The sequence below is a fragment of the Anaerotruncus massiliensis (ex Togo et al. 2026) genome, from assembly GCF_030825285.1.
Taxonomy (GTDB): domain Bacteria; phylum Bacillota; class Clostridia; order Oscillospirales; family Ruminococcaceae; genus Anaerotruncus; species Anaerotruncus massiliensis.
Genome location: NZ_JAPJQF010000001.1, coordinates 94170 through 119419 on the forward strand (window position 1 = coordinate 94170; position 25250 = coordinate 119419).

Below are 25250 nucleotides of genomic sequence, written 5' to 3' on the forward strand. Positions count from 1 at the left end.
GGTTTTCTAATTTATCCTCACAAACTACACCCCCCCCCCCCGGACCAACCACTAATGATCCCCCCCCCAACCACGACGCGCCGCCTCGGGGGGAGGCGCCGCTTCTTCAGTTTGCGGCCCTTCCGCCCGGCAGATATCCGGCCCAAAAGGCGATAAAAACAGCCGGACGGCTGCTTGACATCCCGCCCGGCTTGTGTTATGATAATTTTTGTTGGATTTTTCTGAAAAATTATAAATTTTTCCTTCTACACTATAGCACATTTCCCGGGTTTTGTCAAGTACCAATCTGTAAAAGGAGCTGAATGGCATGAGCGGACTTCTCTCCCTACTCAGCCGGCAGGACGACGCGCTGATCCGCCGCGACGCCGACGAACTGCTTCGACTCAACGACCTCACCCGCCCCTACGGCCTGTCGCTGACCCACGAAGATGCCGTCGCGCTGCTCAAGGTACGGACCGACGCGCTTAAAAACAGCCGCCGCATCGAGGTGGGCCCCGGCGTGCTCGAAAAGCTCGCCGAAGCGTTCTGCGATTCCGCCTACGTCGACGGGCAGAACTATGCCGACACCCTCTGCGCGCTGACCGAGCTCTTCTACTACCTCAAAAACGACACGCTCGATTCCCTGCCCGACGACGAGCTGATCGCCGTGATGAAGCAGTGCTTTGACGGCGACTGCGAGGGTTCGCTCGAACTGCTCGCGGGACGCGACATGGAAACGATGGCGCGCAACGTACGCGCCTACGGCAGCGTCGAGGCGCCCCTTGAAACGGACAAGCCCGTCGGGGAGGCCGGCGATTACGCGGTGGAGGAGGACGAACAGTGGAGAACCGTTCGCTTTTAAGCGGAACCCCGCTCGACGGGATCGATTACGGCGTCTACACCGCCTCGCTCATGCGGCGGGCGGCGGACGCGGGCCTGCTGGACGAACGCGCGCTGGCTGCGATGCAGGAGGGGCTGCTGGGGCTCCTCCGGTCGCAGATCGAGGAGATTACGCGCGGCGAGAGCAGCTCCGTCCCCGCGGAGACCGCCGACCAGCTGATGGACGATATCGGCTACTGCATCGACGTGGCGCTCAAACACGCTCCGACCCCGCAGGAGAGCCTCGCGCTGCTCCGGGAACACTCGATGGACGCGCTCTACCGGATGGGGACCGGGCTTCTGGACCGGGAGGAGCGCGCCTGCGAAGGCCTGCTCTCCCGGGTGCGCGCGACCCGCACCCCCACCGTCAACGAGGGCTACCGGATTTTGCTCGACGTCACCTTCCCCCGGTACCTGCGGGACTGGAAGGTTCGCAGGCACCCGGGCGACTTCGTCGTGCTCACCGAGTACCCGCTCGCGCGGGAGGTCTCCGAGAGCGGGATCTTCGGCGTGCGCGAGCGGCTCGAGTCGCTCGCGCTGGAGAACCGCTTCTGCGGCCGGTTCGCGCCGGTGCTGGACGGCCTGCTGCGCGGCTGGGCGCGCCAAAACCGCACCTCCCCCGCCGAGGCCTATGTGAACCTCTTTACGATCACGCTCCAAAACCTGCTGCTCGCCCGCCTGCTCGGCCGGGAGGACGCGGCGCTCGGCGCCGGGGAACGCGCCGGGCTGGAGGAGCGGCTGCGCCCCCTCGCCCCCGAACAGCGCGCGGCGCTGCTGCTGCGGACCGCGGAAGGCCTGATCGATTCCTGCGCCTTTGAAAACGCCCGCCTCAACGATTATATCCGCGAGGGGGCCGCGCGCTTCGCCGGGGAAGTCAACCGCGCGGGCGGCGCGCTCACCCCCTTCGCTGTCGTCGCGGAGGAGGACGCGCCGCTCCTCTTCATCGACGGGGAACGCCTCGACAACGACGCGTTCAGCGCCGTCGCCGACGAGGTGCTCCTCTGCGACGATGCCGCGCGCAAGGCGCGGATCATCCGGGAGGAGCTGCGCAGCCTCGACGACCTCTGCGACCTGCTCGGCGCGGGGTGCGTCTTCGACGACGAATACGCGGAAATTTTTTCCTTTTTTGACGAGGCGACCGCCGCCCTGCTGCTCGGCCGGATCCGGGCGGTGTGGGAGGAGGGGGCGCTGCGCCCGCTCGACGAAATCGAATGGCAGGAGGCGTTCGCCGATTGGTTCAACCGGCTCGGCGCTGATTGCCGGGAACGCATCCGCGCCCTGTCCAAAACGCTCGCCGGTTGAACCGGCGGGCGTTTTTGTCTTTTTTGCGACAATCGGACTTCCGAATTTTACATAATACGCTGAAATTTCCCTGATATTACTTGTTCTGGAATCCAAAGCGTGCTATACTGACACTCCTGCTCTGCGCACAAAATGGAGGAAAGGAAGTGTCAGGCGATGCATTACGTCATCCGGATCCAACGGCAGGGCGACAGCCGCTATCTCTTCAACACGCGGATTCTTCTGAACGATATCGCGCTTGCCAAGCCCTTCTCCACCACCAATATGGCCAGGCGTTACTTCAGAAAGTCGGATTTTTGCGGCGAAGAATTCAGCGTGGTGCAGGTGGAGCCCTGACGGGCCGCTGAAAAGGACGGTTGATTCCGTCCTTTTTGTTTTTTTGGCGGGAGGCGCAAATTTTTTTCCGCTTTTTTGCAGAATCATTGTATCTTACGGCGAATTCCTGTATAATGGGGATTAAGGTACGGCCTTCCCGCAGGGAGGGCCGCCGCGCCGTTCCGGCGTGCAAACCGGCGGATCAGCCGCCATCGGAGGGATTCACTCATGTCAAGAATGATCGGTACCACTGTCCGGGGCGTGCGCGCCCCGATTATCCGGCCGGGGGACGACCTCGCGCAGATCGTCACCGATTCCGTGCTCGAAGCCGCCGCAAGCGAGGGCTTTTCCTTCCACGACCGCGACGTCGTGGGCGTGACCGAGGCGGTCGTCGCCAAGGCGCAGGGCAACTACGCCTCCACCGACGACATCGCGGAGGACGTCCGCTCCAAATTCGGCGACCACCCCATCGGCGTGATCTTCCCCATCCTCAGCCGCAACCGGTTCGCCATCTGCCTGCGCGGCATCGCACGCGGCGCGAAAAAGATCGTGCTGATGTTCAGCTATCCGAGCGACGAGGTGGGCAACACCCTCGTTTCGGAGGAAAAGCTCGAAGCCGCCGGGGTCAACCCGTGGGCCGACGTGCTCGATGAGAAGCGCTACCGCGCGCTCTTCGGGGAGAATAAGCACCTGTTCACCGGCGTGGACTACGTCGAATACTACGCCTCCCTCATCCGCGAGGAGGGGGCCGACGTGGAAATCCTCTTTGCAAACCGTCCCACCGCCGTCCTCGACCATACGAAGCACGTCCTCTGCTGCGACATCCACACCCGCGAGCGCACCAAGCGCCTTCTGCGCGCGGCGGGCGCCGAGACGGTCTACGGCCTCGACGACATTCTCTCCGCCCCCGTCAACGGAAGCGGCTTCAACGCCGATTACGGCCTGCTCGGCAGCAACAAGTCGACCGAGAGCCGCGTCAAGCTCTTCCCGCGTGACTGCGCCGCCTTCGCGCACGACCTGCAGCGCAAGCTGAGCGAGGCGACCGGCAGGCAGATCGAGGCGCTCGTCTACGGCGACGGCGCCTTCCGCGACCCGGTGGGCAAGATCTGGGAGCTCGCGGACCCGGTCGTCAGCCCCGGATTCACCGAGGGGCTCAGCGGCCTGCCCAACGAGGTCAAGCTCAAATACCTCGCGGACAACCAGTTCCGCGACCTCTCGGGCAGCGAGCTCAAGCAGGCCGTCTCCGAGTACATCCGCAACAAAAAGGCCGACCTCAAGGGCACGATGGAGACGCAGGGCACCACCCCCCGCCGCCTGACCGACCTGATCGGCAGCCTGTGCGACCTGACGAGCGGCAGCGGAGACAAGGGCACGCCCATCGTCCTCATCCAGGGATATTTCGACAATTTCGCCGACTAGAAAAAACCGGCCGGGACCGCGCGTGCGGTCCCGGCCTTTTTCTTCCTTTAAAGCGGCGCATGACGGCAACGGACAAATCTCTCCCGAGCAGAGATCGAAATTTGTAGATATTACCCATTTTTTAGATTCGGGGATGAAAAGCGTATACAATCCTGAAACGATCATGTATAATCAAATTGTATTTTTTCGACCCGATTTTGCATAATCCGGGCCGCAGATAAGGATCGGCGGTCCCTTTGGGGACCGCGGAACGAAAAGGAGCGTTATGAATGGCAGGGCAGATTGATGCGGAAGACATCTTCCGGTCGGGTGACCGGGTGGCGGAACTTGGGCTGATCAGCCTGACCGGCGCGCGCGAGCTGACCGAGAAGATCGACGCGCACCTCGTGAAATGGGCGGAGGGCAGCCCCCTTTACAAGGAAAGCTACATCGTCGAAAGCGAATGTCCCCGTTTTTCCTCCGGCGACGGCAAGGGCCTTATCAAGTCGACCATCCGCGGGGACGACCTCTTCTTCATCGTGGACGTCGGCAACTACAGCTGCAGCTATAACATCTTCGGACACCAGAACTCCATGTCCCCCGACGACCATTTTCAGGACCTGAAGCGGCTGATCCAGGCCGCCAGCGGCAAGGCGCACCGCATCACGGTCATCATGCCGATGCTCTACGGCAGCCGCCAGCACCGCCGCAACTACCGGGAGTCGCTCGACTGCGCCGTGGCGCTCCAGGAGCTCCAGAACATGGGCGTCTCCAACATCGTCACCTTCGACGCGCACGACCCGCGCGTGCAGAACGCGGTCCCCCTCATGGGCTTCGACAACGTCTCCCCCTCCTACCAGGTCCTCAAATGCCTGCTGCGCAGCATCCCGGACATCCGGCTCGACCGTGAGCACCTGATGGTCGTCAGCCCCGATGAGGGCGCGATGAGCCGCAACATGTACTACGCCTCCGTGCTCGGCATCGACCTGGGCATGTTCTACAAGCGCCGCGACTACGCCCGCGTCGTCAACGGCCGCAACCCCATCGTGGCGCACGAGTATCTCGGCAACTCCCTCGAGGGCAAGGACGTCTTCATTGCGGACGACATCATCTCGTCGGGCGAGTCGATGCTCGAGGTCGCGCGCGAGCTGAAAAAGCGCAACGCTTCCCGCATCTTCGCCTACGCCACCTACGCGATCTTTACCAACGGCCTCGACGAGTTCGACCGGGCCTACGAGGAGGGGCTCCTCTCCGGCGTGTTCGGCACCAACCTCACCTACCGTTCCCCCGAGCTGCTCTCGCGCGAGTGGTTCCACGAGGTCGACGTCTCCAAGTATATCGCCTACTTCATCGCCGCGATCAACCACGACATGTCGGTCAGCGCAATCATCGACCCGCACGAGAAAATCCGCCAGCTGCTTCTCAAGCGCGGCTACCGCGCCCAGTGACGGCGGCCTCCCCGGCTTCACGAAACAATAAAAGCCTCCCGCAGTATGCGGGAGGCTTTTTCCTGTTATTCGATCTCGACCAGCTCGTATTCCGCGCTTCCCATCCCCATTTTGACGGCCTGCTCGATGCCGACCCGCCAGTTGGTGTCGGGGTGCAGCGCATGGAAGTGGTCCTTTTCTTCCGCGCCCCGCCTGGCAAGCAGGCTGTCGGGAAGGACCGGCTGCCCGTTGACCGCGTCGGCGCAGGCGGTGTCGAGCGCCACCGGGTCGAAGGAGGCGAAGATGCCCACATCGGGCACGATCGGCACGTCGTTTTCAGGGTGGCAGTCGCAGAAGGGGGACACGTCGAGCACCAGGCTGACGTGGAAGCCCGGACGGTCCTTGACGACCGCCCAAGCGTACTCGGACATCTTCCTGTTGAGGATGTCGAACGCCTCGTCCTGCGCGGCCTGCACCGCGTCGGCCGGGCAGACGCCGATGCAGCGCCCGCAGCCGACGCACTTGTCGTGGTCGATCTGCGCCTTTTTTCCGGGGAAGGAGATCGCGCCGTGCGCGCAGTTCTTAAAGCACATGCCGCAGCTGACGCAGAGGCTCCGGTCGACGAACGGCTTGCCCGCCGAGTGCATTTCCATCTTGCCCGCGCGGGAACCGCAGCCCATGCCGAGGTTTTTGATCGCGCCGCCGATTCCGGTGCACTCGTGCGCCTTGAAGTGGGTGAGGCTGATGACGATGTCCGCGTCCATCACCGCGCGGCCGATCTTCGCCTCCTTCACATATTCCCCGTCGATCGGGACGATCTGCTCGTCGGTGCCCTTGAGCCCGTCCCCGATCAAAATCTGGCAACCGGTCGAAAAGGGGGTGTAGCCGTTTTCATAGGCCGCCTCGATGTGGTCGAGCGCGTTCTTGCGCCGCCCGACATATAGGGTGTTGCAGTCGGTCAAAAACGGCTTGCCGCCGTTTTCCCTGACGATGTCCGCGATCACCTTGGAGAAGTTCGGGCGCAGGAACGCGAGGTTGCCCGGCTCCCCGAAGTGGATCTTGATCGCCGTGTATTTGTTCTTGAAATCGATCGAATCGATCCCCGCGGCCTTGACGAGCCTGCGGAGCTTTTGCAGCAGGTTCTCCTCAAGCGTGGTGTGCAGATTGGTATAATAGACCTTTGAGGGTTTCATTCAGCCTTTTCTTCCCTTCCATATTTTTCTTATCACACTATAACATATCCGGCGCGCGATGAAAAGAGGGCTTCCGCAATTCATCGACAAATTAGCCAAATTCATCCGCGATGTTATACATTTCTTGACCAGATTTCATGTTGCAAATTGCCTCCGCAAGGACTATACTGGGTGATGTTTTTTAAAAATCGCCCGGGAGGGCTCTTGTGGAAGGGAGGGGATTCCCGTGGAATCCTACAATTTTTTATTCAGCGTGGCAATCATCCTGCTGAGCACCAAGCTGCTCGGCATCCTGACCAAGCGGATCGCCATGCCGCAGGTGGTCGGCGCCCTGCTCGCGGGGCTGGTGCTCGGCCCCGCCATGCTCGGCGTCCTGCATGAAACCGCCTTCCTGGACCAGTGCGCCGAGATCGGCGTCATCGTCCTGATGTTCACCGCCGGGCTTGAAACCGACATCGCCGAGCTCAAGCGGTCGGGGCGCGCCTCCTTCGTCATCGCGCTGTGCGGCGTGCTCGTCCCGCTCGCCGGCGGATTCCTGCTTTCCTGGTTCTTCAACCGCGGCGGCGAAAATTTTTTGCAGAACCTCTTCATCGGCGTCATCCTGACGGCGACCTCCGTGAGCATCACCGTGGAAACGCTCAAGGAGATGGGCAAGCTCTCCACCCGTTCCGGCAACGCGATCCTCGGCGCGGCTCTCATCGACGACATCCTCGGCATCATCGCGCTGACCCTTATCACGAGCGTCTCCGACCCGAGCGTCAACATCGTGGCCGTGCTCGTCAAGATCGTCGCGTTCTTCGCGCTGAGCCTCGCCGTCGGCGTCCTGCTGCACAAGCTGATCGAAAAATGGATGACCGGGCACGACGACAAGCGCCGCTACGCGGTGATCTCCTTCGCCTTCTGCCTGCTCTACGCCTTTGCGGCCGAACGGTTTTTCGGCGTGGCGGACATCACCGGCGCCTACATCGCCGGGCTCATCATCTCCAACACCACCAAGGTCACCTATGTCGCCACCCGCTTTGAGACGGTATCCTACATGCTGCTCTCCCCCATCTTCTTCGCAAGCATCGGCACCAAGGTGGTCCTGCCGCAGATGAGCACGGCGATCGTTTTCTTCTCCGTCCTGCTCGTGCTCTGGTCGATCGTCTCCAAGGTGGTCGGCTGCGGGCTCGGCGCGAAGCTCTGCCGCTATTCCAATGAGGAGTGCAGGCGCATCGGCGTGGGCATGATCTCCCGCGGAGAGGTCGCGCTCATCGTCGCGAACAAGGGGATCTCCTCCGGACTGATGAAGCAGGACTTCTTCGGCCCGGTCGTGATCATGGTGGTCGTGACGACCATCGTCACGCCGGTCCTGCTCAAGCTGGTCTACCGCGAAAAGGAGAAAACCTACAGCGATCTCGCCACCAGCCCGCTCGTCGAGCAGTACGAGGAGATCAAGGACTTCGATCTCGCGGTGCAGCGGATGATCGACATCAACGACAACCTCCGCGAAAAGGGCAAGCGGCGCGAAGAGCGCGAAACCGCCTCAAAAAAATAACAGCTGACAAAAAAGGCCGGGCATGCGCCCGGCCTTTTTCCTATCCAGAAATTGCTCACATGGAATCGCAAATTCCGCGCAAGCTATCTGCGGAGGTGATTTTCATGCAGGATTATCCGAACTTCTTTTCGTTCGGGTTCGGCGCGGACGTGACGATGGCCGGCTATTTCGACGCGCTCCCGCTGGAGGTGAAGCTCGCGATCAACGAGCATGCCGGCGAGATCCACTCGATCGAGGACATGCGCCGGTTCGCCCAGCGGATGATGGCCGAAGGGTAGCGCCGGCTTTCCATAGATCAAAGCGGCGGGGCGGGCGCCCCGCCGCTTCCTTTCCCTCAGCGGGGCAGCGGGCGGCCGTATGGATCGGTGCGGAAATACTCCTGCTCCTCAAAGATGCTCCGCGGCCCCCTCTGAAAGGCGTGCACGCCGGGGGTATTGATATTGGTCGGCCAGTTGCGCCCGTGGTGCCGCATCGGGGTCTGGACCGGGCGCGGACCGTAATAGTACGAAGCCATGCGCTCACCTCCTGCCCCATCCTATGCGCGCCGGGCGCGCCCTGACGCAAAAAAGCCCGGCGGACGCCGTCCGCCGGGCTTTTCCGGGTGAAAACCGCTTACGCCTTTCCGGCGCAGCCGAGCACTTCGGTGATCTTGTGGGAGACCATCTCCTTGACCGCGGTGCGCGCCGGGGTCAGGTACTGGCGCGGGTCGAAGTGGCTGGGGTTCTCCGCCATGTACTTGCGGATGGCGGCGGTCATCGCCACGCGCACGTCCGAATCGATGTTGATCTTGCAGACCGCCATCGTGGCCGCCTGGCGCAGCATCTCCTCGGGGATGCCGATCGCGTCGGGCATCGCGCCGCCGAACTGGTTGATGACCTTTACGAGGTCCTGCGGAACGGAGGAAGCGCCGTGCAGGACGATCGGGAAGCCGGGCAGGCGGCGGCTGACCTCTTCGAGGATGTCGAAGCGCAGCTGCGGCTTCTGGCCGGGTTTAAACTTGAAAGCGCCGTGGCTGGTGCCGATGGCGATGGCCAGCGAGTCGACGCCCGTCTTGCTGACGAACTCCTCGACCTCGGCGGGGTTGGTGAACTGCGCGTCGTCCGCCGCGACGTTGACGGCGTCCTCGATGCCGGCGAGCTTGCCCAGCTCGGCCTCGACCACGACGCCGCGCGCGTGGGCGTATTCGACGACCTTGCGGGTCTCGGCGATGTTGTCCTCGAAGGCGCGGGAGCTGCCGTCGATCATGACCGAGGTGAACCCGCCGTCGATGCAGGATTTGCAGATCTCAAAATCCGCGCCGTGATCGAGGTGCAGCGCGATGGGGATTTCGGGGCAGTCGACCACGGCGGCCTCGACCAGCTTGACCAGGTAGGCGTGCTTGGCGTATTTGCGCGCACCCGCTGAAACCTGAAGGATGACCGGCGCTTTCAGCTCGGAAGCGGCCTCGGTGATCCCCTGGACGATCTCCATGTTGTTGACGTTGAACGCGCCGACCGCGTATCCGCCCTCATAGGCTTTCTTGAACATTTCGGTGGTAGTGACCAACGGCATAAAAAAACAGCTCCTTCCAAAATATCGGGTTGCCTGAACATCTCTATTATACCATGTTGTCCGACCGGCGCAATTCCAAAAAGGACGGGCTTTTGCCCGTCCTTTTTGGTAAGTTTTATTCGTAGCGCAGCGCCTCGATCGGGTCGAGCTTCGCCGCCTTGTTCGCGGGATAATATCCGAAGAAGACGCCGATCGCCATCGAGAAGGTGACGGCCACCAGCACGACGACCGGCGAGGGCCAGCTCGGCGCGCCGAGCACCACCGAACCGAGCCGTCCGAGCGTGGTTCCGAGCAAAACGCCGATGACGCCGCCGATCAGGCAGATGATCATCGATTCGACGATGAACTGCACGCGGATGGCGCTGTTCTTGGCGCCGAGCGCCTTGCGGGTGCCGATCTCGCGGGTCCGCTCGGTCACCGACACGAGCATGATGTTCATGACGCCGATGCCGCCCACCAGCAGGGAGATTGCCGCGATGACCGAAACCGCCATCTTCATCGTGCCCAGGGTGGCCGTCATCTGGCCGATCATGCTGTCCATGTTCTGGGACTCGATTTTCACATATTTGTTGTCCCGGTAGAAGGAGCGGTTGATATACTCCGTGGAACGGTCCGCGAAGTCCTGCACGTCCACGCCCGCTTTCGCCTTGACCTGCACGACATAGTAGCCGTCGACGTTCTTGGCCTCCGCGCCGCCGTCCTTGGCGATCTGCTTGGCCACCCCCACGGGGATAAACATCTGCCGGCTGGTGTCCCCCGCCATGCTCGCCATCATGCCGGAGATCTGGTAGTCATAGACCCCCACGACGTTGAAGGTATAGAGCCCCGCGGTGAGCCGCACTTTAATTTCCTGCCCAAGCGCCTGCTGCGGGGAGACGCCGGGCATCAGCTTCTCAAGCATGCCCTTGGAGACCACCGCCACGTACTTTTCCCCGCTGACCTCCCGGTCGTTGAGGTCGTGCCCGGCGATCGGGGTGATGTTCTGGATGCCCAGGGCATCGGCGTTGACGCCGTAAACCCATGCGTCGGTCTGGCGGCGGCCCACCTGCGCCCGGCCGTTGCCCGCGTTGACGGTGACGGCCCAGTTTTCGATCTCGTCGGCAAACCGTTCTGTGTAGAGGCTGAGGATGTCGTCATTCAAATAGTCTTCCGCTTCATAGCTGCGGTTATAATTTAAAGCCCCGTTTTCATCCGGTTTGTCGGACAGGAAGAGCTGAAAGGAATTCGCGCCCATGTCGTTGAAGACGGCGGTGACCGAATTGGTCATCGCGTCGCCGACGGTAACGATCGTGATGACCGAACCGATGCCGATGATGATGCCGAGCATTGTGAGTAGCGCGCGCATCTTGTTGGCGCGCAGGCCCGCGACCGCCAGGGAAATGTTTTCAAACAGCTGCACGCGGCATCCCCCCTTTCTCGGTACGGATGATCCGCCCGTCGCTGATCGTAACGATCCGTTCGGTTTCGGCGGCAAGCTCGGGGTTGTGGGTGATCAGCACGATCGTTTTCCCCTCCTCCCGGTGCAGGCGGTGAAAGAGGTCCATGACCATATGGCCCGTCTGGGTGTCGAGCGCGCCGGTCGGCTCGTCCGCGAGGATGATCGCCGGATCGTTGGCCATCGCGCGCGCGATGGCCACGCGCTGTTTCTGTCCGCCCGACAGCTCGCTGGGCTGGTGCTTCATCCGGTCCGCCATGCCGACGATGTCGAGCAGTTCCTTCGCGCGGCGGCTGCGGGCCGAAGCGCCCATGCCCGAATAGAGCATCGGAAGCTCGACGTTGCGCAGCGCCGAGGTGCGCGGGATGAGGTTGAAGGTCTGGAAGACGAACCCGATCTTGCAGTTGCGGATCTCCGAAAGCATGTTGTCGGGCACGTCGCGCATCGGCACCCCGTCGAGGGTGTAGCTTCCTTCGGTCGGCCGGTCGAGCGCGCCGATGATGTTCATCAGCGTCGACTTGCCGGAACCGGAAGCGCCGACGATCGAAACGAATTCCCCGCGGCCGACCTGCAGGTCGATGCCCTTGAGGATTTCCAGCTCATTGGGCTGGCCGATGTAAAAGCGCTTGTAGATCCCCTGCATGTCAATGATCAGGCTGCCGTCCGGCATGGGGCTCCAGGCAAGTTTTTCGTCGCTCATGCTCAGCCCTCCATCACGGCGCCCGCGGGAGCCGCGCCGCCCATGCCGGCCGCCAGCGTGACGGGCATGCCGGGAATGACCGTGCTCGCATCGGAGAGCACCTGGTCGCCGTCCGCAAGGCCGTCGGAAGAAATTTCGAGGTAGAAGTCGGTCTCCATGCCGGTGGTCACGGGAACGGCGGTCGCGATCATCGCGCCCTCCTCGTTCGGTTTGGCGACATAGACCACGCTCTGGCCCTGCGCATCGGTGCCCACCGCCTCAAACGGGACAGCCCAGACGTTCTCCTTCTTCTGCGTGACGATGTTGAGGCGGACGTTCATGCCGACGCGCAGCCCGGTGGAAGCCGGATCGTTGATCGAGACCTCCGTCTCAAACTCAACGCCGCCGTCCGTCCTGGTGGAGCCGTCCGACGCCTTGACCGCCGTCGGGTAGATGCGCCCGACCGTCCCCTCGAAGACCTCCTCGCCGGTCGCGTCCGACTTGATCTCGGTGGGCATCCCCTCCTGGACCGTCGCGACGTCGTACTCCTTGAGTGCGGTCTTGATGACCAGGTCGTCGGTGTTCTCGACCACGAAGAGCAGCCCCGCCGCCGGGACCCCCTCCTTGGCGTAGACCGCCGTCACCGTGCCGGAGATCGGAGCGGTAACCGTCGACTCGCTGAGATCCTTTTGCAGCTTTTTGAGCGAGATCTGCTGGGAGGTGAGGTCGCCGTCGATCTCCTGCCCCTTGATGCTGGTTTCGAGGTTGTCGAGATTGCGGTTGACGCTGTTTTCAATCGCGTTTTTGTTGGCGAGCGCGTTCTCATAAGCGATACGCGCGGAGCGGTACTCCTTGCTGTAGCTGCTCAAAGAACCGCCGTACTCGGTATCGTTCTTATTCCATTCCGAGAGCAGGTCCTCGTACTCTTTTTCTTTGGTGTCAAGGATGTCATGCAATTTCTTGATTTCTTCTTCCGTCTTTCCGCTGTCAGGACGGACTGCAATGTTATATTCCTTTTCAGCGTCCTGATAAGCGTCCCGTGCGCGGTTGAGCTTCTTTTCGAGGTTGTTCATCACCTCGTCTGCATAATCGAGGTCATCCTTGTGCTCGTTGAGGTCGCGGCGCGCATCGTTCAGGTTCTGCTGCGCACTGCGCAGGGCGTTCTCCGCCGCGATCAGCTCCGCGTCCACGTTGTTGGAGATGTCGCTCTTGGCATCCTCGAGCTTCTTCTGCGCGTTTTCCATCGCGTACTGGTTCTGGCGGGAAATCTTGCTGATGACCGCCTGCTGTTCCGCGATCGACAGCTCGAGATCGGAGGTGTCGAGCTGGGCGAGCAGGTCGCCCGCCTCCACGTGGTCCCCGACCTTTACCGCAACGGTGTTCACCGTGCTGTTGAGGGTCGTATGTACATAGGAAGCCTCCGCGCTTTCCACTGTGCCGGTCAGGCTGATGCTGTTGACCAGCTCGGTCTTCTGCAAGGCGGTGGACATGACCGGAGCCATCACCGGCGCGCTCGCGAACAGAAACTTCCATCCGATCGCGCCGACCACCACGACCGCCACCACTGCGATGGCAATCCGCTTCTTATGGGATTTGCGCTTGGTGAAGCGTGCGATGTCCTGATTCACCCCGGCGGTCGAATTCGGCGCCTCCTGTTCCGCGCCCGCCGCGGCAGATTCCGGATTTTTCTTTTTTATCCCAAGCATTCCTCATAACTCCTTCGTTCAAGAATCTTTTTCCGCCGGACGCCCGCCCGGCTACCATGAAACTCCGTTGATACAAACGACATTCCCCGCCGTTTGGATTCAGACATGTGAAATTATTTCCGCCTATTGTATTAACATAACGGTACAATAATACAGTATTGCTAAAAAAATGTCAACATCTATTTCACACAAAAAGAGCATACCGGACGGTTCTTACTGATTTTGCAACAGTTTTCTTACAATTCTCTTACTTTTTCACACAAAAAGCGGAGCGGCCCGCGCAGATGCGCGGACCGCTCCATGCTATAGGGGGTGAGGGTGTGAAGATGTCATTCTAAATTCCGGACCCCGGACTCTGTCTTCAATATAGCACAAACTTGCGGAAAGTCAACTGTTTTCGCCTATCTTCCCCTCCTGCGCCGCGCTCCCCAGATGGCGAGCGTCAGCACGCAGGAGAGCAGGGCCGCCGCCGCCACCGCGGCCGCCGCGAATAACGCCAGCCCGAAGGGGTTCTCCTCGCCGCCGGTCGGCTCCTGCGGCTTGGCGGGTTCCTCCTCGGAGGATGCGGGCGGGTCGTCCTCCTCCGCCGCGACCTCCACGTCCGGAAGCGGCTCCTCCTCAGGGGGCTCGGGCACGCTCACGGCAGATCCCGCCGGGGCGGAAGACGCGGCCGGAGGCGCGTAGACGGGCGCGGCCGGGACGTAAGCCGCCGGCGGCCGGGCCACGGGGGGCGCCGCCGGAACGGCGGGAGCCGCCTCACCGGAGGCGGGCGGATCGTCGAAGCGGTCCCCCCGCTCATAGAGGGAAAGCAGGTTGTTCATCGTGTAGTAGTCGCGCGAAACGGGGATGGAGACGACCTCCTCCCCCCGGATCGTAACGCTGTCCCCGCGCGAGGGGCTCAGCACCAGCATGACACGGCGGCCTTTCAGTTCCCGCAGCAGGTCGGCGGGGATCTCGGTGCGGGCGCCGATGTTGACGCGCAGGCGGTCGCCCTCCTTCGCGTCGTGGACCGCGTCGATCACCGACTCCCAAAAGGAGGTGACGACGTAATCCCGGCCGGTGTTCCGGGATCGATAGCGGTAGCGGTCGTCGTCATCATCGTCATCGTCGTCCCGGCCGGAGGAGCGCTCCCGGTAGAGGCGGAACCGGCCGAGGGTGCTGGTCGCAAAGGCGAGATAATCGCGCGAAACGCTCGCGGAGATCTCCCCGTCCGTGCTTTTCAGGTAATAATCGCGGGAACCGCTGATATTGCCGGGAAGCGCGACGTATACGACGATCGGCGCGGGCAGCGAGGCGGAGCCGCCGTCCACCTCCAGTTCAAACTGGAGCACCGAGCTGCCCGACGGCTTCTGCTGGTAGAGCTTCACCGTGCGGTTCCCCCCGGTGGCGGCCGCCACGCCGTAGGCGTGGGAACCGCGCGGGATGCGGTTGCTTGAAACGCCGTCGTCGCGCACGTCGACCGTCGTCTCATGGATGTACCCGAAGCGCTTGCAGTACTCCGCGTCGAGCTTTTCGAGCGTCGACCGGGAGAGCCTGTCCTGCTCGCGGCGGCTGAGCGCGCGCATCGCCTCGGCGATGCGGCGGACCTCGTCGTCCGACCGATCGGCGATGCCGCGGACCGCGTCGGTAATCGCGGACGCGGTGTCGTAGGCGGGGTCGGGTGATTCCTTCGGCATAACGGTGACGGCGACCGCCTGCCGCGCTTCTGAATAAACCTTCCCGTTTTGCTCGGCAGGCTCCGGCGTAAAGATGACCGTATAAGATCCGGAATCCGCTTGCGTAAGAGATTGATCATAGGAGACTTCGGGCGCCCAGGCAAAACGACCCCGCACGGTATCATTCCCGTCCCTCGCAGTGAACGCGATATCCGCGAGCTTGTTCCCCTCCTCCAGCGTCTTTTCCGTCGGAGAAACGGCCGGTTCAACCGCATCCTCCGCGAACGCGGGCGGCCCCGCGCACACGAACAGCAGGGCCAGCACGGCGGCCAGCCACCGGTACCCTATGCGTCGGCCTCTGATCATCCCGTCTCCCCCGATCTGTCCATACAGATTGCGAAAACCGTCTCGTTTTCCGACAATCCGGTAAATCTGTCTAATTACGGCCCCGGCGCGGCATGCTATGATTGACGCGGGCCGCCTTCTACCGCCATTTTACTACGGATTCCCTTCCCGTTCAACCCCAAACGGTTTTTTCTTCCATTGTGTTTCCGCAAAATAATAAATTATTATTTTTCACAAAATTACTTCCGATAACACCTTGATTCTGTTGCCTTTATATAGTACAATATTAGTATGTTTTTTCCTTTTTTATTGTAATAATGTGGCCAACGGGCTGGGAAATGCCCGATCGCGTGCCAGCGGCCCAATTTGTGGAAAGATAATAAAAAATTATCGTATTTTTTCTCCAGCAGGCCGCGCTTTGTTGATTCTTCCTAAAAAAGGCGGTATACTATACAGGATATCCCAACGACGTTTACCCGGCCATGGGGCCTTCCATACACGGATCAAGTAAAATCAGATAAGTGGGTGGTGATACTATGGAACAGGAGACCATTCGGGCTGTCCGCGAAGCGGAGCTTGCAGCCGAACAGATCGAACAGGAGGCGGCACGCCAACGGGAGGAGATTCTCTCGCGCGCGAAAGCCGATGCCGCCGAAGCGGTCGGCCAGGCGGTCGCCGGGGCGAAAGCCGCGGCGGACGCGGCGCTTGCCGAAGCAAAGCAACAGGGCGAAGCCATGCAGAGCGAGGCGCTCGAATCCGTCAAGAAGGAAATCGCTTCGCTGCGCGCCAGCGCGGATGCAAAGGGGGCCGAGGTCCGTCGCCTGATTCTCTCCGAGCTGATCTGATCCCCCTGCCCAATTTCATGAAAAAGGAGGCATCCGTTTCATGGCGGTGCTGCAGATGCAGCGCATCAGCATATGCGCGCTGAAAAAAGACCGCAAATCCATTCTTGAAACCCTGCAGCGGCGCGGCGTCGTCGAAATCTCCGACCTGGCCCTGCAGGACAGCGTCTTTGAAAAAGCCGACACCTCCGCCGTCCGGTCTCAGTTCGAGAAGGACCTTTCCGCCGTCAATCAGGCTCTGGAGGTGCTCGACGCCTATTCCCCCGTCAAGTCCTCCCTGCTTTCCTCGCTCGAGGGGCGCGGGCCGCTGACCGCCGATGAGTACGCCGCGTTCGGCGAACGCGCCGACGACGTGCTCGCACAGGCGCTGCGCCTGAACGCGCTCTCGAAAAAGATCGCGGAGAACCGCGCGGAGATCCTCAAGCTCGAGACCCAGCTCGACGCGCTCGTCCCCTGGCTCGGGCTCGACGTCCCGCTTCGGTTCACCGGGACGCGCTCCACGGCGGCGTTTATCGGCTCCTTCCCCGAGGACCTCTCCCTCGACGAGGTTTATTCCCGGATCGCCGGACAGGCCCCCGACGCGACGGTCAACGTCGATCTCGTCAGCCATTCGCAGGACCAGACCTGCGTCTTCATCGTCGCCCCGCGCGCCGAGGCGGCCGCGGTCGACGAGGCGCTGCGCGCCATCGGCTTTACCCGGCCCGCCTCCCCGCCCGCCGAGAGCCCCGCCGAGCGCAAAAAGCTGCTCGAAGCGGAGATCGCGCGGGCAAACGAGGCGATCGAAGCCGCCCGGACGGAGATTGTCTCGCGCGGCGGCGACCGCCCGGACCTCAAGCTGCTGGCCGATTACCTGCGGCTGCGGGCGGAAAAATACGACGTTATCGGGCGGCTCATGCAGTCGCGGCGGGCGTTCATCCTCTCCGGCTACGTCACCGCGCGGAACGCCCGGCCGCTTTCCGAGGAGCTCTCCTCCAAATTCGACGTGGCCGTCGAGCTCACCGCTCCCGGCCCCGACGAGGACGTGCCGGTCGTGCTCAAGAACAACCCTTTCTCCACCCCGGTCGAATCGGTCGTCGAGAGCTACAGCCTCCCCGGCAGGCACGAGATCGACCCGACGACCATCATGTCCTTCTTCTATTACATCCTCTTCGGCATGATGCTTTCCGACGCGGGCTACGGCCTCGTCATGACGATCGCCTGCGCGGTCGTGATCCTCAAGTACAAGAACATGGAGCCCGGCATCGGCAAGATGGTCAAGATGTTCTTCTGGTGCGGGCTGTCCACCACCTTCTGGGGATTCATGTTCGGCAGCTTCTTCGGGGACGCGGTCGCGGTCATCTCGTCGACCTTCTTCCACAGCGACCTGGCGCTGCGGCCCATCTGGTTCGAGCCGGTCAGCGAGCCCATCCGCCTGCTGACCTTCTCCTTCCTCATCGGCATCATCCACCTCTTCGTCGGGCTGGGGCTCAAGTTCTACCAGTACGCGCGGGAGGGGAAATATTACGACGCGGTCTGCGACGTCGTGTTCTGGTACCTGCTGGTCGGCGGCGGCATCGTCTATCTGCTGACCATGCCGATGATCACCGAGATGCTCGGCATCCCCTTCCAGCTTCCGCCGATCGCCGCGACGGTTGCGGCGTGGTGCGCGCTCGCAGGGCTCGTCGGGATCATCCTGACGGGCGGGCGGGACTCCAAAAACCCGTTCGCGCGGCTGGCGCAGGGGCTTTACAGCGCCTATAACGTCACCGGCTACCTCAGCGACATCCTCTCCTACTCCCGCCTGCTGGCGCTCGGTCTCGCGACCGGCGTCATCGCGCAGGTCTTCAACAAGATGGGCAGCATGGCGGGCGGCGGCATCGTCGGCGCGATCATGTTCATCGTCGTATTCCTGATCGGGCACACGCTGAACATCGGCATCAACCTGCTGGGCGCCTACGTCCATACCAACCGCCTGCAGTTTGTCGAGTTCTTCGGCAAGTTCTATGAGGGGGGCGGCCGTGCGTTCACGCCGTTCGCCGCCCATACGAAATATTACAAATTTAAGGAGGAAATCTGAAATGAGTTCTTTGGGAATTGCTTTTGCGTTGCTTGGTGCGGCCCTCGCCGCTTTGATGGCTGGGATCGGTTCCGCGATCGGCGTCGGCATGGCCGGCGAGGCCGCGGCTGGCGCGGTCACCGAAGACCCCAACCGCTTTGGTAAAGTCCTGATCCTTCAGCTTCTCCCCGGTACGCAGGGCATCTACGGCCTGCTGATCGCCTTCATCACCCTCACCCAGATCGGCATCCTCGGCGGCGACCCCAACATCTCCCTCGTCAAGGGCCTGCTCTATTTCGCCGCCTGCATGCCGATGGCGTTCGTCGGCCTCTGGTCCGCGATCCGTCAGGCGCGCGCCTCCGTCGCCTCGATCAGCATGATCTGCAAACGCCCCGAGACGTTCGGTAAGTCCATGATCTTCCCGGCGATGGTCGAGACCTACGCGATCCTCGCCCTGCTCGTTTCGATCCTCTCGATCTTCGGCGTCGGCGGCCTGAGCCTGTAATCCCCGGCGGAATGTTCCGCACTTTCAAAGTAAGGAGAATTCTGCTATGACCGGACTAGAAAAAATTGTACAGCAGATTCGGGACGAGGCGCAGCAGGCCGCGGACGCGGTCACCGCACAGGCGAAGGAGGAGGCCGGGCAGCTCGCCGCGAAGGCGGCGGAGGACGCGCGGACGCAGTCCGGCGCGATCCTGGCCAAATCGAAAACCGACGTGCAGAACCATCTGGCCGCCGCGAGATCCGCCGCCGAACTGGCGCAGCGCCGCGCGGTGCTCGCCGCCAAGCAGGAGATCATCGGCGAAGCGATCGAAAGCGCCCGCCAGTCGATCTACAAGCTCCCCGATTCCGATTATTTCGCGCTGATCCTCAAGATGATCAGCAAGTTTTCCCTCCCGCAGGAGGGCGAGCTGCTCTTCTCCCCCGCCGACCTCGGGCGGCTGCCCGCCAGCTTCGAGACCTCGCTCGCGAAATCCGCGAACGGGAAGCTCACCGTCTCGCGGGAGACCCGCGACATCGACGGCGGCTTCGTGCTCAGCTACGGCGGCATCGAGGAGAACTGCTCGATCGAGGCGCTCTTTTACGCGGCGCGCGAGCGTTTGCAGGACCGGGTCCAGGAGCTGCTCTTCTCTTAATTCGCGCAAAGGAGGTTAGGCAATGTCCGATTCGTTATATACCTATGCCGTTGCGCGTATCCGCTCCAAGGAGCTCTCCCTCCTCAACTCACAGGCGATCGAACAGCTGCTCGCGGCCAAAAGCTACGACGAGTGCATGCGCCTGCTGGCCGACCGCGGCTGGGGGGACGGCGAGCCCGGAATCGGCGCTGAGCGCATGCTCGCGGCCGAGCGGGAGAAGACCTGGAGCCTGATCGGGGAGCTGGTGGAGGACATGTCGGTCTTCGACGTCTTCCTCTACGCCAACGACTACCACAATCTCAAGGCCGCGGTCAAGCTGGTCTGCACCGGCGAAGAGGACTTCGGCATCTTCATTTCACATGGGACGGTCGACTATCGCGCGATCCTCGACGCCGTGCGCCAGAAGGAATTCGGCCTGCTGCCCGAGGCGATGCGCGCCCCGGCCGAGGAGGCGTATACCGCCCTCTCCCAGACCCGGGACGGCCAGCTCTGCGACATCGTCATCGACCGCGCCGCGCTCGAAGCGATCGAGCGCGCCGGGCGGGAGAGCGACAGTGAGCTGATCGCCAAATATGCCGAGCTCACCGTCGCGGCGGCGGACATCAAGACCGCCGTGCGCTGCCAGAAGACGGGCAAGTCCCTCGAATTCATCCGCCGCGCGCTGGCGCCCTGCCGGTCGCTCGACGTCTACCAGCTCGCGCGCGCGGCCGCCGACAGCCTCGAGGCGGTCAGCGACTACCTCTCCACGACCGACTACGCGGCCGCCGTCTCGGCGCTCGAGCAGTCGCCCTCCGCGTTCGAGCGGTGGTGCGACAACGTGATCATCGAGTCGATCCGCCCGCAGCAGTTCCAGGCGTTCGGCATCGGACCGCTCGCCGCCTATATCCTCGGGCGGGAAAACGAGATCAAGTGCGTGCGGATCATCCTCTCCGGCAAGCTCAACGATTTGCCGGAGGCGTCGATCCGGGAAAGGATCAGGGAGATGTATGTATAGGACAGCAGTCATGGGGGACCGGGACAGCATCTACGGTTTCGCGGCGCTCGGCCTGGACACCTTCCCGGTCACCGACCCGGTCGAGGCCGCAAAGCAGCTGCGCAGGCTCGCGGAGGGCGATTACGCGGTGGTCTACGTCACCGAGGCGCTCGCAGCCCAGCTCGAAACGGAGATCGACCGCTACCGCGCCCAGCGCCTCCCCGCCATCATCCCCATCCCCGGCGTCTCGGGGAACACCGGCATGGGCATCCGGAACGTGAAAAAATCGGTGGAGCAGGCAGTTGGCTCCGACATCATCTTCGGCGGCAACTGACCGCCGGCAAAATAGGGCTTTCGCGGACCCCGCCGCTGCGGGGCCTCCGAAACCGGAATAGAGCAGGTGAAAGCAAGCTATGAGCAAAGGTACGATCAAAAAGGTGGCCGGCCCGCTGGTCATCGCCGAGGGGATGCGCGACGCCAACATGTTCGACGTGGTGCGCGTTTCCGGGCAGCGCCTCATCGGCGAGATCATCGAGATCCACGGCGACGAGGCGTCGATCCAGGTCTATGAGGAGACCTCCGGCCTCGGCCCCGGCGAGCCGGTGGAATCGACCGGCGTGCCGATGAGCGTCGAGCTCGGCCCCGGCCTCATCTCGAATATCTACGACGGCATCCAGCGCCCGCTGGAGGAGATCCGCGCGAAGATCGGCAACTCGCTCGCGCGCGGCGTCGAAGTCCCCTCCCTCGACCGGGAGAAGAAATGGCACTTCACCCCCGTCGTCCGCCAGGGCGACGCGATCGTCGCGGGCGACGTGATCGGCACCGTGCAGGAGACGGAGATCGTCCTGCACAGGATCATGGTCCCCGTGGGGGTCGTCGGCACGATCAAATCGATAGAAGAGGGCGACTACAACATCACCGAGACGGTCGCCGTCATCGAGACGGCCAACGGGACCGAGCAGCCCCTGACGCTGATGCAGCGCTGGCCGGTCCGCCGCGGCCGCCCCTATAAGGAAAAACTCTCCCCCGACATGCCGCTGGTCACCGGCCAGCGCGTCATCGATGCCCTCTTCCCCATCGCCAAGGGCGGCGTGGCCGCCGTCCCCGGTCCGTTCGGCTCGGGCAAGACGGTCATCCAGCACCAGCTGGCGAAATGGGCAGAGGCGGACATCGTCGTCTACATCGGCTGCGGCGAGCGCGGCAACGAGATGACCGACGTGCTCAACGAGTTCCCCGAGCTGAAGGACCCGAAAACGGGCCGCAGCCTGATGGAGCGCACCGTGCTGATCGCGAACACGTCGGATATGCCCGTCGCGGCGCGCGAGGCGTCAATCTACACCGGCATCACGATCGCCGAATATTTCCGCGACATGGGCTACTCGGTCGCGCTGATGGCCGACTCGACCTCCCGCTGGGCGGAAGCCCTGCGCGAGATGTCCGGCCGACTCGAGGAGATGCCCGGCGAGGAGGGCTACCCCGCCTACCTCGGCAGCCGCCTCGCGCAGTTCTATGAGCGCGCCGGCCGCGTCATCACGCTCGGTTCCGAGGGCCGCGAGGGCTCCCTTTCGGCAATCGGCGCCGTTTCCCCTCCGGGCGGCGACATCTCCGAGCCGGTCTCGCAGGCGACGCTGCGCATCGTCAAGGTCTTCTGGAGCCTCGACGCCCAGTTGGCCTACCAGCGCCACTTCCCCGCCATCAACTGGCTGACAAGCTATTCCCTTTACACTGATACCACCGAGAAATGGTTCAACGAGAACGTCGCGGCCGAGTGGTCCTCCCTGCGCCAGCGGATGATGCTGCTGTTGCAGGAGGAATCGGAGCTGCAGGAGATCGTCCAGCTCGTCGGCATGGACGCGCTGTCCGCGCCCGACCGCATCAAGCTGGAGGCCGCGCGGTCGATCCGTGAGGACTTCCTGCACCAGAACTCCTTCCACGACGTCGACACCTACACCCCGCTGCCCAAGCAATTCACGATGATGAAGCTCGTGCTCGACTATTACGACGCGGCGGTCGAGGGCCTCTCCAAGGGCATCCCGGTCGATTCCCTCGTCAACCTGCCGGTGCGCGAGCAGATCGGCCGCTTCAAGTACATCCTGCCCGACCAGATCGGACCGGAGTACGAGTCGATCCAGCGGGAGCTCGCCAGTGAGATCGCCGAGCTCGCGGCCAAACAGAAGGAGGAGTTCTAATGCCGAAGGAATATCGTACCATACAGGAGGTCGCAGGCCCCCTGATGCTGGTCCGCGGCGTGGAGGGCGTCACCTTCAACGAGCTGGGCGAGATCGAGCTTGCCAGCGGCGAAAAGCGCCGCTGCAAGGTGCTGGAGATCAACGGCAGCGACGCGCTGGTCCAGCTCTTCGAGTCCTCGACCGGCATCAACCTCTCCAACTCCCGCGTCCGCTTCCTCGGGCGCAGCATGGAGCTGGGCGTCTCGGAGGATATGCTCTCCCGCGTCTTCGACGGCCTCGGCCGTCCGATCGACGGCGGTCCGGAGATCCTGCCCGAGAAGCGCATGGACATCAACGGCCTGCCGATGAACCCGGCGGCCCGCAGCTACCCGCAGGAGTTTATCCAGACGGGCATCTCCGCGATCGACGGGCTCAACACCCTCGTCCGCGGCCAGAAGCTGCCCATCTTCTCGGCGTCCGGCCTGCCCCACGCCCAACTGGCCGCCCAGATCGCGCGCCAGGCGAAGGTGCGCGGCACCGACGAGCAGTTCGCGGTCGTCTTCGCCGCGATGGGCATCACCTTCGAGGAGTCCAACTTCTTCATCGAGTCCTTCCGCGAGACGGGCGCGCTCGACCGCGCCGTGCTCTTCATCAACCTCGCGAACGACCCCGCCGTCGAGCGCATCGCGACCCCGCGCATGGCGCTGACCGCGGCCGAGTACCTCGCGTTCGAGAAGAACATGCACGTGCTGGTCATCCTCACCGACATCACCAACTACGCCGACGCACTGCGCGAGGTTTCGGCCGCCCGCAAGGAGGTCCCCGGACGCCGCGGCTATCCCGGCTACATGTACACCGACCTCGCCTCCCTCTACGAGCGCGCCGGACGCCAGAAGGGCAAGACCGGCTCGATCACGATGATCCCCATCCTGACGATGCCCGAGGACGACAAGACCCACCCGATCCCCGACCTCACCGGCTACATCACCGAGGGACAGATCATCCTGTCGCGCGAGCTCTACCGCAAGGGCGTCACCCCGCCGATCGACGTGCTGCCCTCCCTCTCCCGACTGAAGGACAAGGGCATCGGCGTCGGCAAGACCCGCGCCGACCACGCGAACACGATGAACCAGCTCTTCGCCGCTTATTCCCGCGGCAAGGACGCGAAGGAGCTGATGGTCATCCTCGGCGAGGCCGCGCTGACCGACATCGACAAGCTCTACGCCAAGTTCGCGGAGGCGTTCGAGCAGGAGTACGTCTCGCAGGGCTACGACGCCAACCGCGACATCGAGGAGACCCTCGACATCGGCTGGAAGCTGCTGCGCATCCTGCCGCGCAGCGAGCTGAAACGTATCGACGACAAGTTCCTCGATCAGTATTACGGCCAGCAGGAGGGGTGATGCACCGTGGCAAAAACACAGGTGAACCCGACCCGCATGGAGCTGACCAGACTCAAGAAAAAACTGGTCACCGCCACGCGCGGCCACAAGCTCCTCAAGGATAAGCGCGACGAGCTGATGCGTCAGTTCCTCGAGCTGGTGCGGGAAAACAAGGCCCTGCGCGAAACCGTGGAGGCGGGCATCGCCGCCGCCAACAAGAATTTCGTGCTGGCGCGCGCGGGCATGGACGACGAGGTGCTCAACGTGGCGATGATGGCCCCGATGCAGGAGGTTTACCTCGAGGCGTCGGAGCGCAACGTCATGAGCGTCGAGATTCCCGTCTTCGAGTACAAGACCCGCTCGGGCGACGAAAACAACATCTATTCCTACGGCTTCGCCTTCACCTCCTCCGACCTCGACGGCGCGATCAAGTCCCTCTCGGACATCCTGCCCGACCTGCTGCGGCTGGCCGAGGTGGAGAAGTCCTGCCAGCTGATGGCGGCCGAGATCGAGAAGACCCGCCGCCGCGTCAACGCGCTCGAACACGTCGTGATCCCCGAACTGCGGGAAAACATCAAGTACATCACGATGAAGCTCGACGAGAACGAACGCAGCACCCAGATCCGCCTGATGAAGGTCAAGGACATGATGCTCGAGGAAGCGCACCACTACAAGGAGCACACGGGCCAGGCCTATACCCAATCCTAAACCACAAAAAGGACCGCCGTAAGGCGGTCCTTTTTTATCCTCATTCGATCAGCCGGGCTCCCGGGCGGCGGACGGTCAGCGCTGCCGCGGCCAATGCCGGCCGGCGTTTCACACGGCTTCCCCGTCAAACGGGCAGGCGCAGGGAACCGGCGTTTCCCGCACCGGCATCTGCGCGATGTCGACCGGCTCCGCCGTGTCGTAGACGGGCGTCAGCTCCGCGTCAAAGCCGTGGGAGGGCAGCTGCCCGGCGGCGGGAGCGCGCAGTTCGAGAACCCGGCCGTCGCCCGTCACGCGGATCGGGCGGTCGTCGGGCAGCAGGCGCATCTCGACCGTCTCAGCCAGCGGCTCGGGCGGCCGGGCGGTCAGCGCCGGGGAAGCGGCAAGCAGTGTCAGCGCCGCCGCGATGCAGGCAAACTTCAGCAGATGATTGATCCGGCCCATGCCGGTCCCCCCTTTTTGTCCTTCTATAAGATGAGTGGCGGAAAGAGCGCGTTTTACTGCCGAAAATGTTCACAATTTAGACTTGATTTTTCCTGCGACTTATATTATAGTATAGTTAGCACTCAAATAGATTGAGTGCTAACTTTTCGTTTTTAATGAAATTCTGA

General features: G+C 62.7%; 24 protein-coding genes. 16 read left to right on the top strand and 8 right to left on the bottom strand.

Features of this window, described 5'->3' with window-relative positions; genetic code table 11:
* Nucleotides 1–307: 307 nt before the first annotated feature.
* The 5 genes from RCI06_RS00465 (at nt 308) to RCI06_RS00485 (ending at nt 5321) form a co-directional block, all read left to right on the top strand.
* Nucleotides 308–841, top strand: a complete 534-nt coding sequence (locus tag RCI06_RS00465; protein WP_302822545.1) for a DUF6323 family protein — start codon at nt 308–310, stop codon at nt 839–841.
* Nucleotides 820–2160 (top strand): DUF6179 domain-containing protein, encoded by a 1341-nt coding sequence (locus RCI06_RS00470; protein ID WP_302822543.1) that lies wholly within the window; start codon nt 820–822, stop codon nt 2158–2160. The genes RCI06_RS00465 and RCI06_RS00470 overlap by 22 nt, the downstream gene beginning before the upstream one ends.
* 156 nt (nt 2161–2316) lie before the next feature.
* Nucleotides 2317–2496, top strand: a complete 180-nt coding sequence (locus RCI06_RS00475) for a hypothetical protein (protein WP_101550481.1) — start codon at nt 2317–2319, stop codon at nt 2494–2496.
* Between the two features lie 207 nt (nt 2497–2703).
* Nucleotides 2704–3894 carry a coenzyme F420-0:L-glutamate ligase gene (locus RCI06_RS00480; protein WP_256151951.1) on the top strand — a complete coding sequence of 397 codons (1191 nt, stop codon included), beginning with the start codon at nt 2704–2706 and terminating at the stop codon, nt 3892–3894.
* Nucleotides 3895–4163: 269 nt separating this feature from the next.
* Nucleotides 4164–5321: a ribose-phosphate pyrophosphokinase gene (locus RCI06_RS00485; RefSeq protein ID WP_302822540.1), complete on the top strand. Its 1158-nt coding sequence runs from the start codon at nt 4164–4166 to the stop codon at nt 5319–5321.
* Between the two features lie 65 nt (nt 5322–5386).
* Here the strand turns inward: RCI06_RS00485 and RCI06_RS00490 are convergent, their stop codons facing one another.
* The gene (locus tag RCI06_RS00490; protein ID WP_101550475.1) at nt 5387–6493 is read right to left on the bottom strand and encodes a DUF362 domain-containing protein; all 1107 of its coding nucleotides are present in this window, start codon (nt 6491–6493) and stop codon (nt 5387–5389) included.
* A 226-nt stretch (nt 6494–6719) separates the two neighbouring features.
* Between RCI06_RS00490 and RCI06_RS00495 the strand changes: the two genes are divergently transcribed.
* Nucleotides 6720–8030 (top strand): cation:proton antiporter, encoded by a 1311-nt coding sequence (locus RCI06_RS00495; protein WP_306573584.1) that lies wholly within the window; start codon nt 6720–6722, stop codon nt 8028–8030.
* A 104-nt stretch (nt 8031–8134) separates the two neighbouring features.
* Entirely contained in the window at nt 8135–8308 is a 174-nt protein-coding gene (locus RCI06_RS00500; RefSeq protein WP_172439204.1) for a hypothetical protein, read from the top strand.
* Nucleotides 8309–8364: 56 nt separating this feature from the next.
* Here the strand turns inward: RCI06_RS00500 and RCI06_RS00505 are convergent, their stop codons facing one another.
* The 6 genes from RCI06_RS00505 to RCI06_RS00530 all read right to left on the bottom strand — a co-directional run bounded on the left by RCI06_RS00505 (nt 8365) and on the right by RCI06_RS00530 (nt 15422).
* Complete coding sequence (locus RCI06_RS00505) at nt 8365–8544, bottom strand: hypothetical protein (RefSeq protein WP_101550471.1); 180 nt, start codon at nt 8542–8544, stop codon at nt 8365–8367.
* Between the two features lie 98 nt (nt 8545–8642).
* A complete protein-coding gene (gene fba / locus RCI06_RS00510) occupies nt 8643–9581 on the bottom strand; it encodes a class II fructose-1,6-bisphosphate aldolase (protein WP_101550469.1) in 939 nt (312 codons plus the stop codon).
* A 115-nt stretch (nt 9582–9696) separates the two neighbouring features.
* Nucleotides 9697–10980 (bottom strand): ABC transporter permease, encoded by a 1284-nt coding sequence (locus RCI06_RS00515; RefSeq protein ID WP_306573585.1) that lies wholly within the window; start codon nt 10978–10980, stop codon nt 9697–9699.
* Complete coding sequence (locus RCI06_RS00520) at nt 10967–11716, bottom strand: ABC transporter ATP-binding protein (protein ID WP_276870264.1); 750 nt, start codon at nt 11714–11716, stop codon at nt 10967–10969. Before RCI06_RS00520 ends, RCI06_RS00515 begins: the two co-directional genes overlap by 14 nt.
* A gap of 2 nt (nt 11717–11718) precedes the next feature.
* On the bottom strand, nt 11719–13401 hold the full coding sequence (locus RCI06_RS00525; RefSeq protein WP_276870267.1) for an efflux RND transporter periplasmic adaptor subunit: 1683 nt from the start codon (nt 13399–13401) through the stop codon (nt 11719–11721).
* A gap of 401 nt (nt 13402–13802) precedes the next feature.
* Nucleotides 13803–15422, bottom strand: coding sequence for a hypothetical protein (locus RCI06_RS00530; protein WP_276870269.1), 1620 nt, complete (start codon nt 15420–15422; stop codon nt 13803–13805).
* A 515-nt stretch (nt 15423–15937) separates the two neighbouring features.
* On the opposite strand from RCI06_RS00530, the gene RCI06_RS00535 reads away from it, so the two are divergent.
* The 9 genes from RCI06_RS00535 to RCI06_RS00575 all read left to right on the top strand — a co-directional run bounded on the left by RCI06_RS00535 (nt 15938) and on the right by RCI06_RS00575 (nt 24642).
* Nucleotides 15938–16246, top strand: coding sequence for a hypothetical protein (locus tag RCI06_RS00535; protein ID WP_172439202.1), 309 nt, complete (start codon nt 15938–15940; stop codon nt 16244–16246).
* 40 nt (nt 16247–16286) lie between these two features.
* Nucleotides 16287–18299 (top strand): V-type ATP synthase subunit I, encoded by a 2013-nt coding sequence (locus tag RCI06_RS00540; protein ID WP_277138515.1) that lies wholly within the window; start codon nt 16287–16289, stop codon nt 18297–18299.
* Between the two features lies 1 nt (nt 18300).
* Complete coding sequence (locus RCI06_RS00545; RefSeq protein ID WP_101550457.1) at nt 18301–18783, top strand: V-type ATP synthase subunit K; 483 nt, start codon at nt 18301–18303, stop codon at nt 18781–18783.
* 46 nt (nt 18784–18829) lie between these two features.
* Nucleotides 18830–19414: a V-type ATP synthase subunit E gene (locus RCI06_RS00550; RefSeq protein WP_276870273.1), complete on the top strand. Its 585-nt coding sequence runs from the start codon at nt 18830–18832 to the stop codon at nt 19412–19414.
* Nucleotides 19415–19436: 22 nt separating this feature from the next.
* Nucleotides 19437–20408: a V-type ATPase subunit gene (locus RCI06_RS00555; RefSeq protein WP_101550453.1), complete on the top strand. Its 972-nt coding sequence runs from the start codon at nt 19437–19439 to the stop codon at nt 20406–20408.
* Nucleotides 20401–20721 (top strand): V-type ATP synthase subunit F, encoded by a 321-nt coding sequence (locus tag RCI06_RS00560; protein WP_101550451.1) that lies wholly within the window; start codon nt 20401–20403, stop codon nt 20719–20721. Before RCI06_RS00555 ends, RCI06_RS00560 begins: the two co-directional genes overlap by 8 nt.
* Before the next feature lie 79 nt (nt 20722–20800).
* Nucleotides 20801–22576 carry a V-type ATP synthase subunit A gene (locus tag RCI06_RS00565; protein ID WP_306573586.1) on the top strand — a complete coding sequence of 592 codons (1776 nt, stop codon included), beginning with the start codon at nt 20801–20803 and terminating at the stop codon, nt 22574–22576.
* Nucleotides 22576–23955, top strand: a complete 1380-nt coding sequence (locus tag RCI06_RS00570; RefSeq protein ID WP_101550447.1) for a V-type ATP synthase subunit B — start codon at nt 22576–22578, stop codon at nt 23953–23955. Before RCI06_RS00565 ends, RCI06_RS00570 begins: the two co-directional genes overlap by 1 nt.
* A gap of 6 nt (nt 23956–23961) precedes the next feature.
* Nucleotides 23962–24642 carry a V-type ATP synthase subunit D gene (locus RCI06_RS00575; RefSeq protein ID WP_101550445.1) on the top strand — a complete coding sequence of 227 codons (681 nt, stop codon included), beginning with the start codon at nt 23962–23964 and terminating at the stop codon, nt 24640–24642.
* Between the two features lie 108 nt (nt 24643–24750).
* On the opposite strand, the gene RCI06_RS00580 is transcribed toward RCI06_RS00575, so the two are convergent.
* Nucleotides 24751–25083, bottom strand: a complete 333-nt coding sequence (locus RCI06_RS00580; protein ID WP_306573587.1) for a hypothetical protein — start codon at nt 25081–25083, stop codon at nt 24751–24753.
* Between the last annotated feature and the right edge of the window lie 167 nt (nt 25084–25250).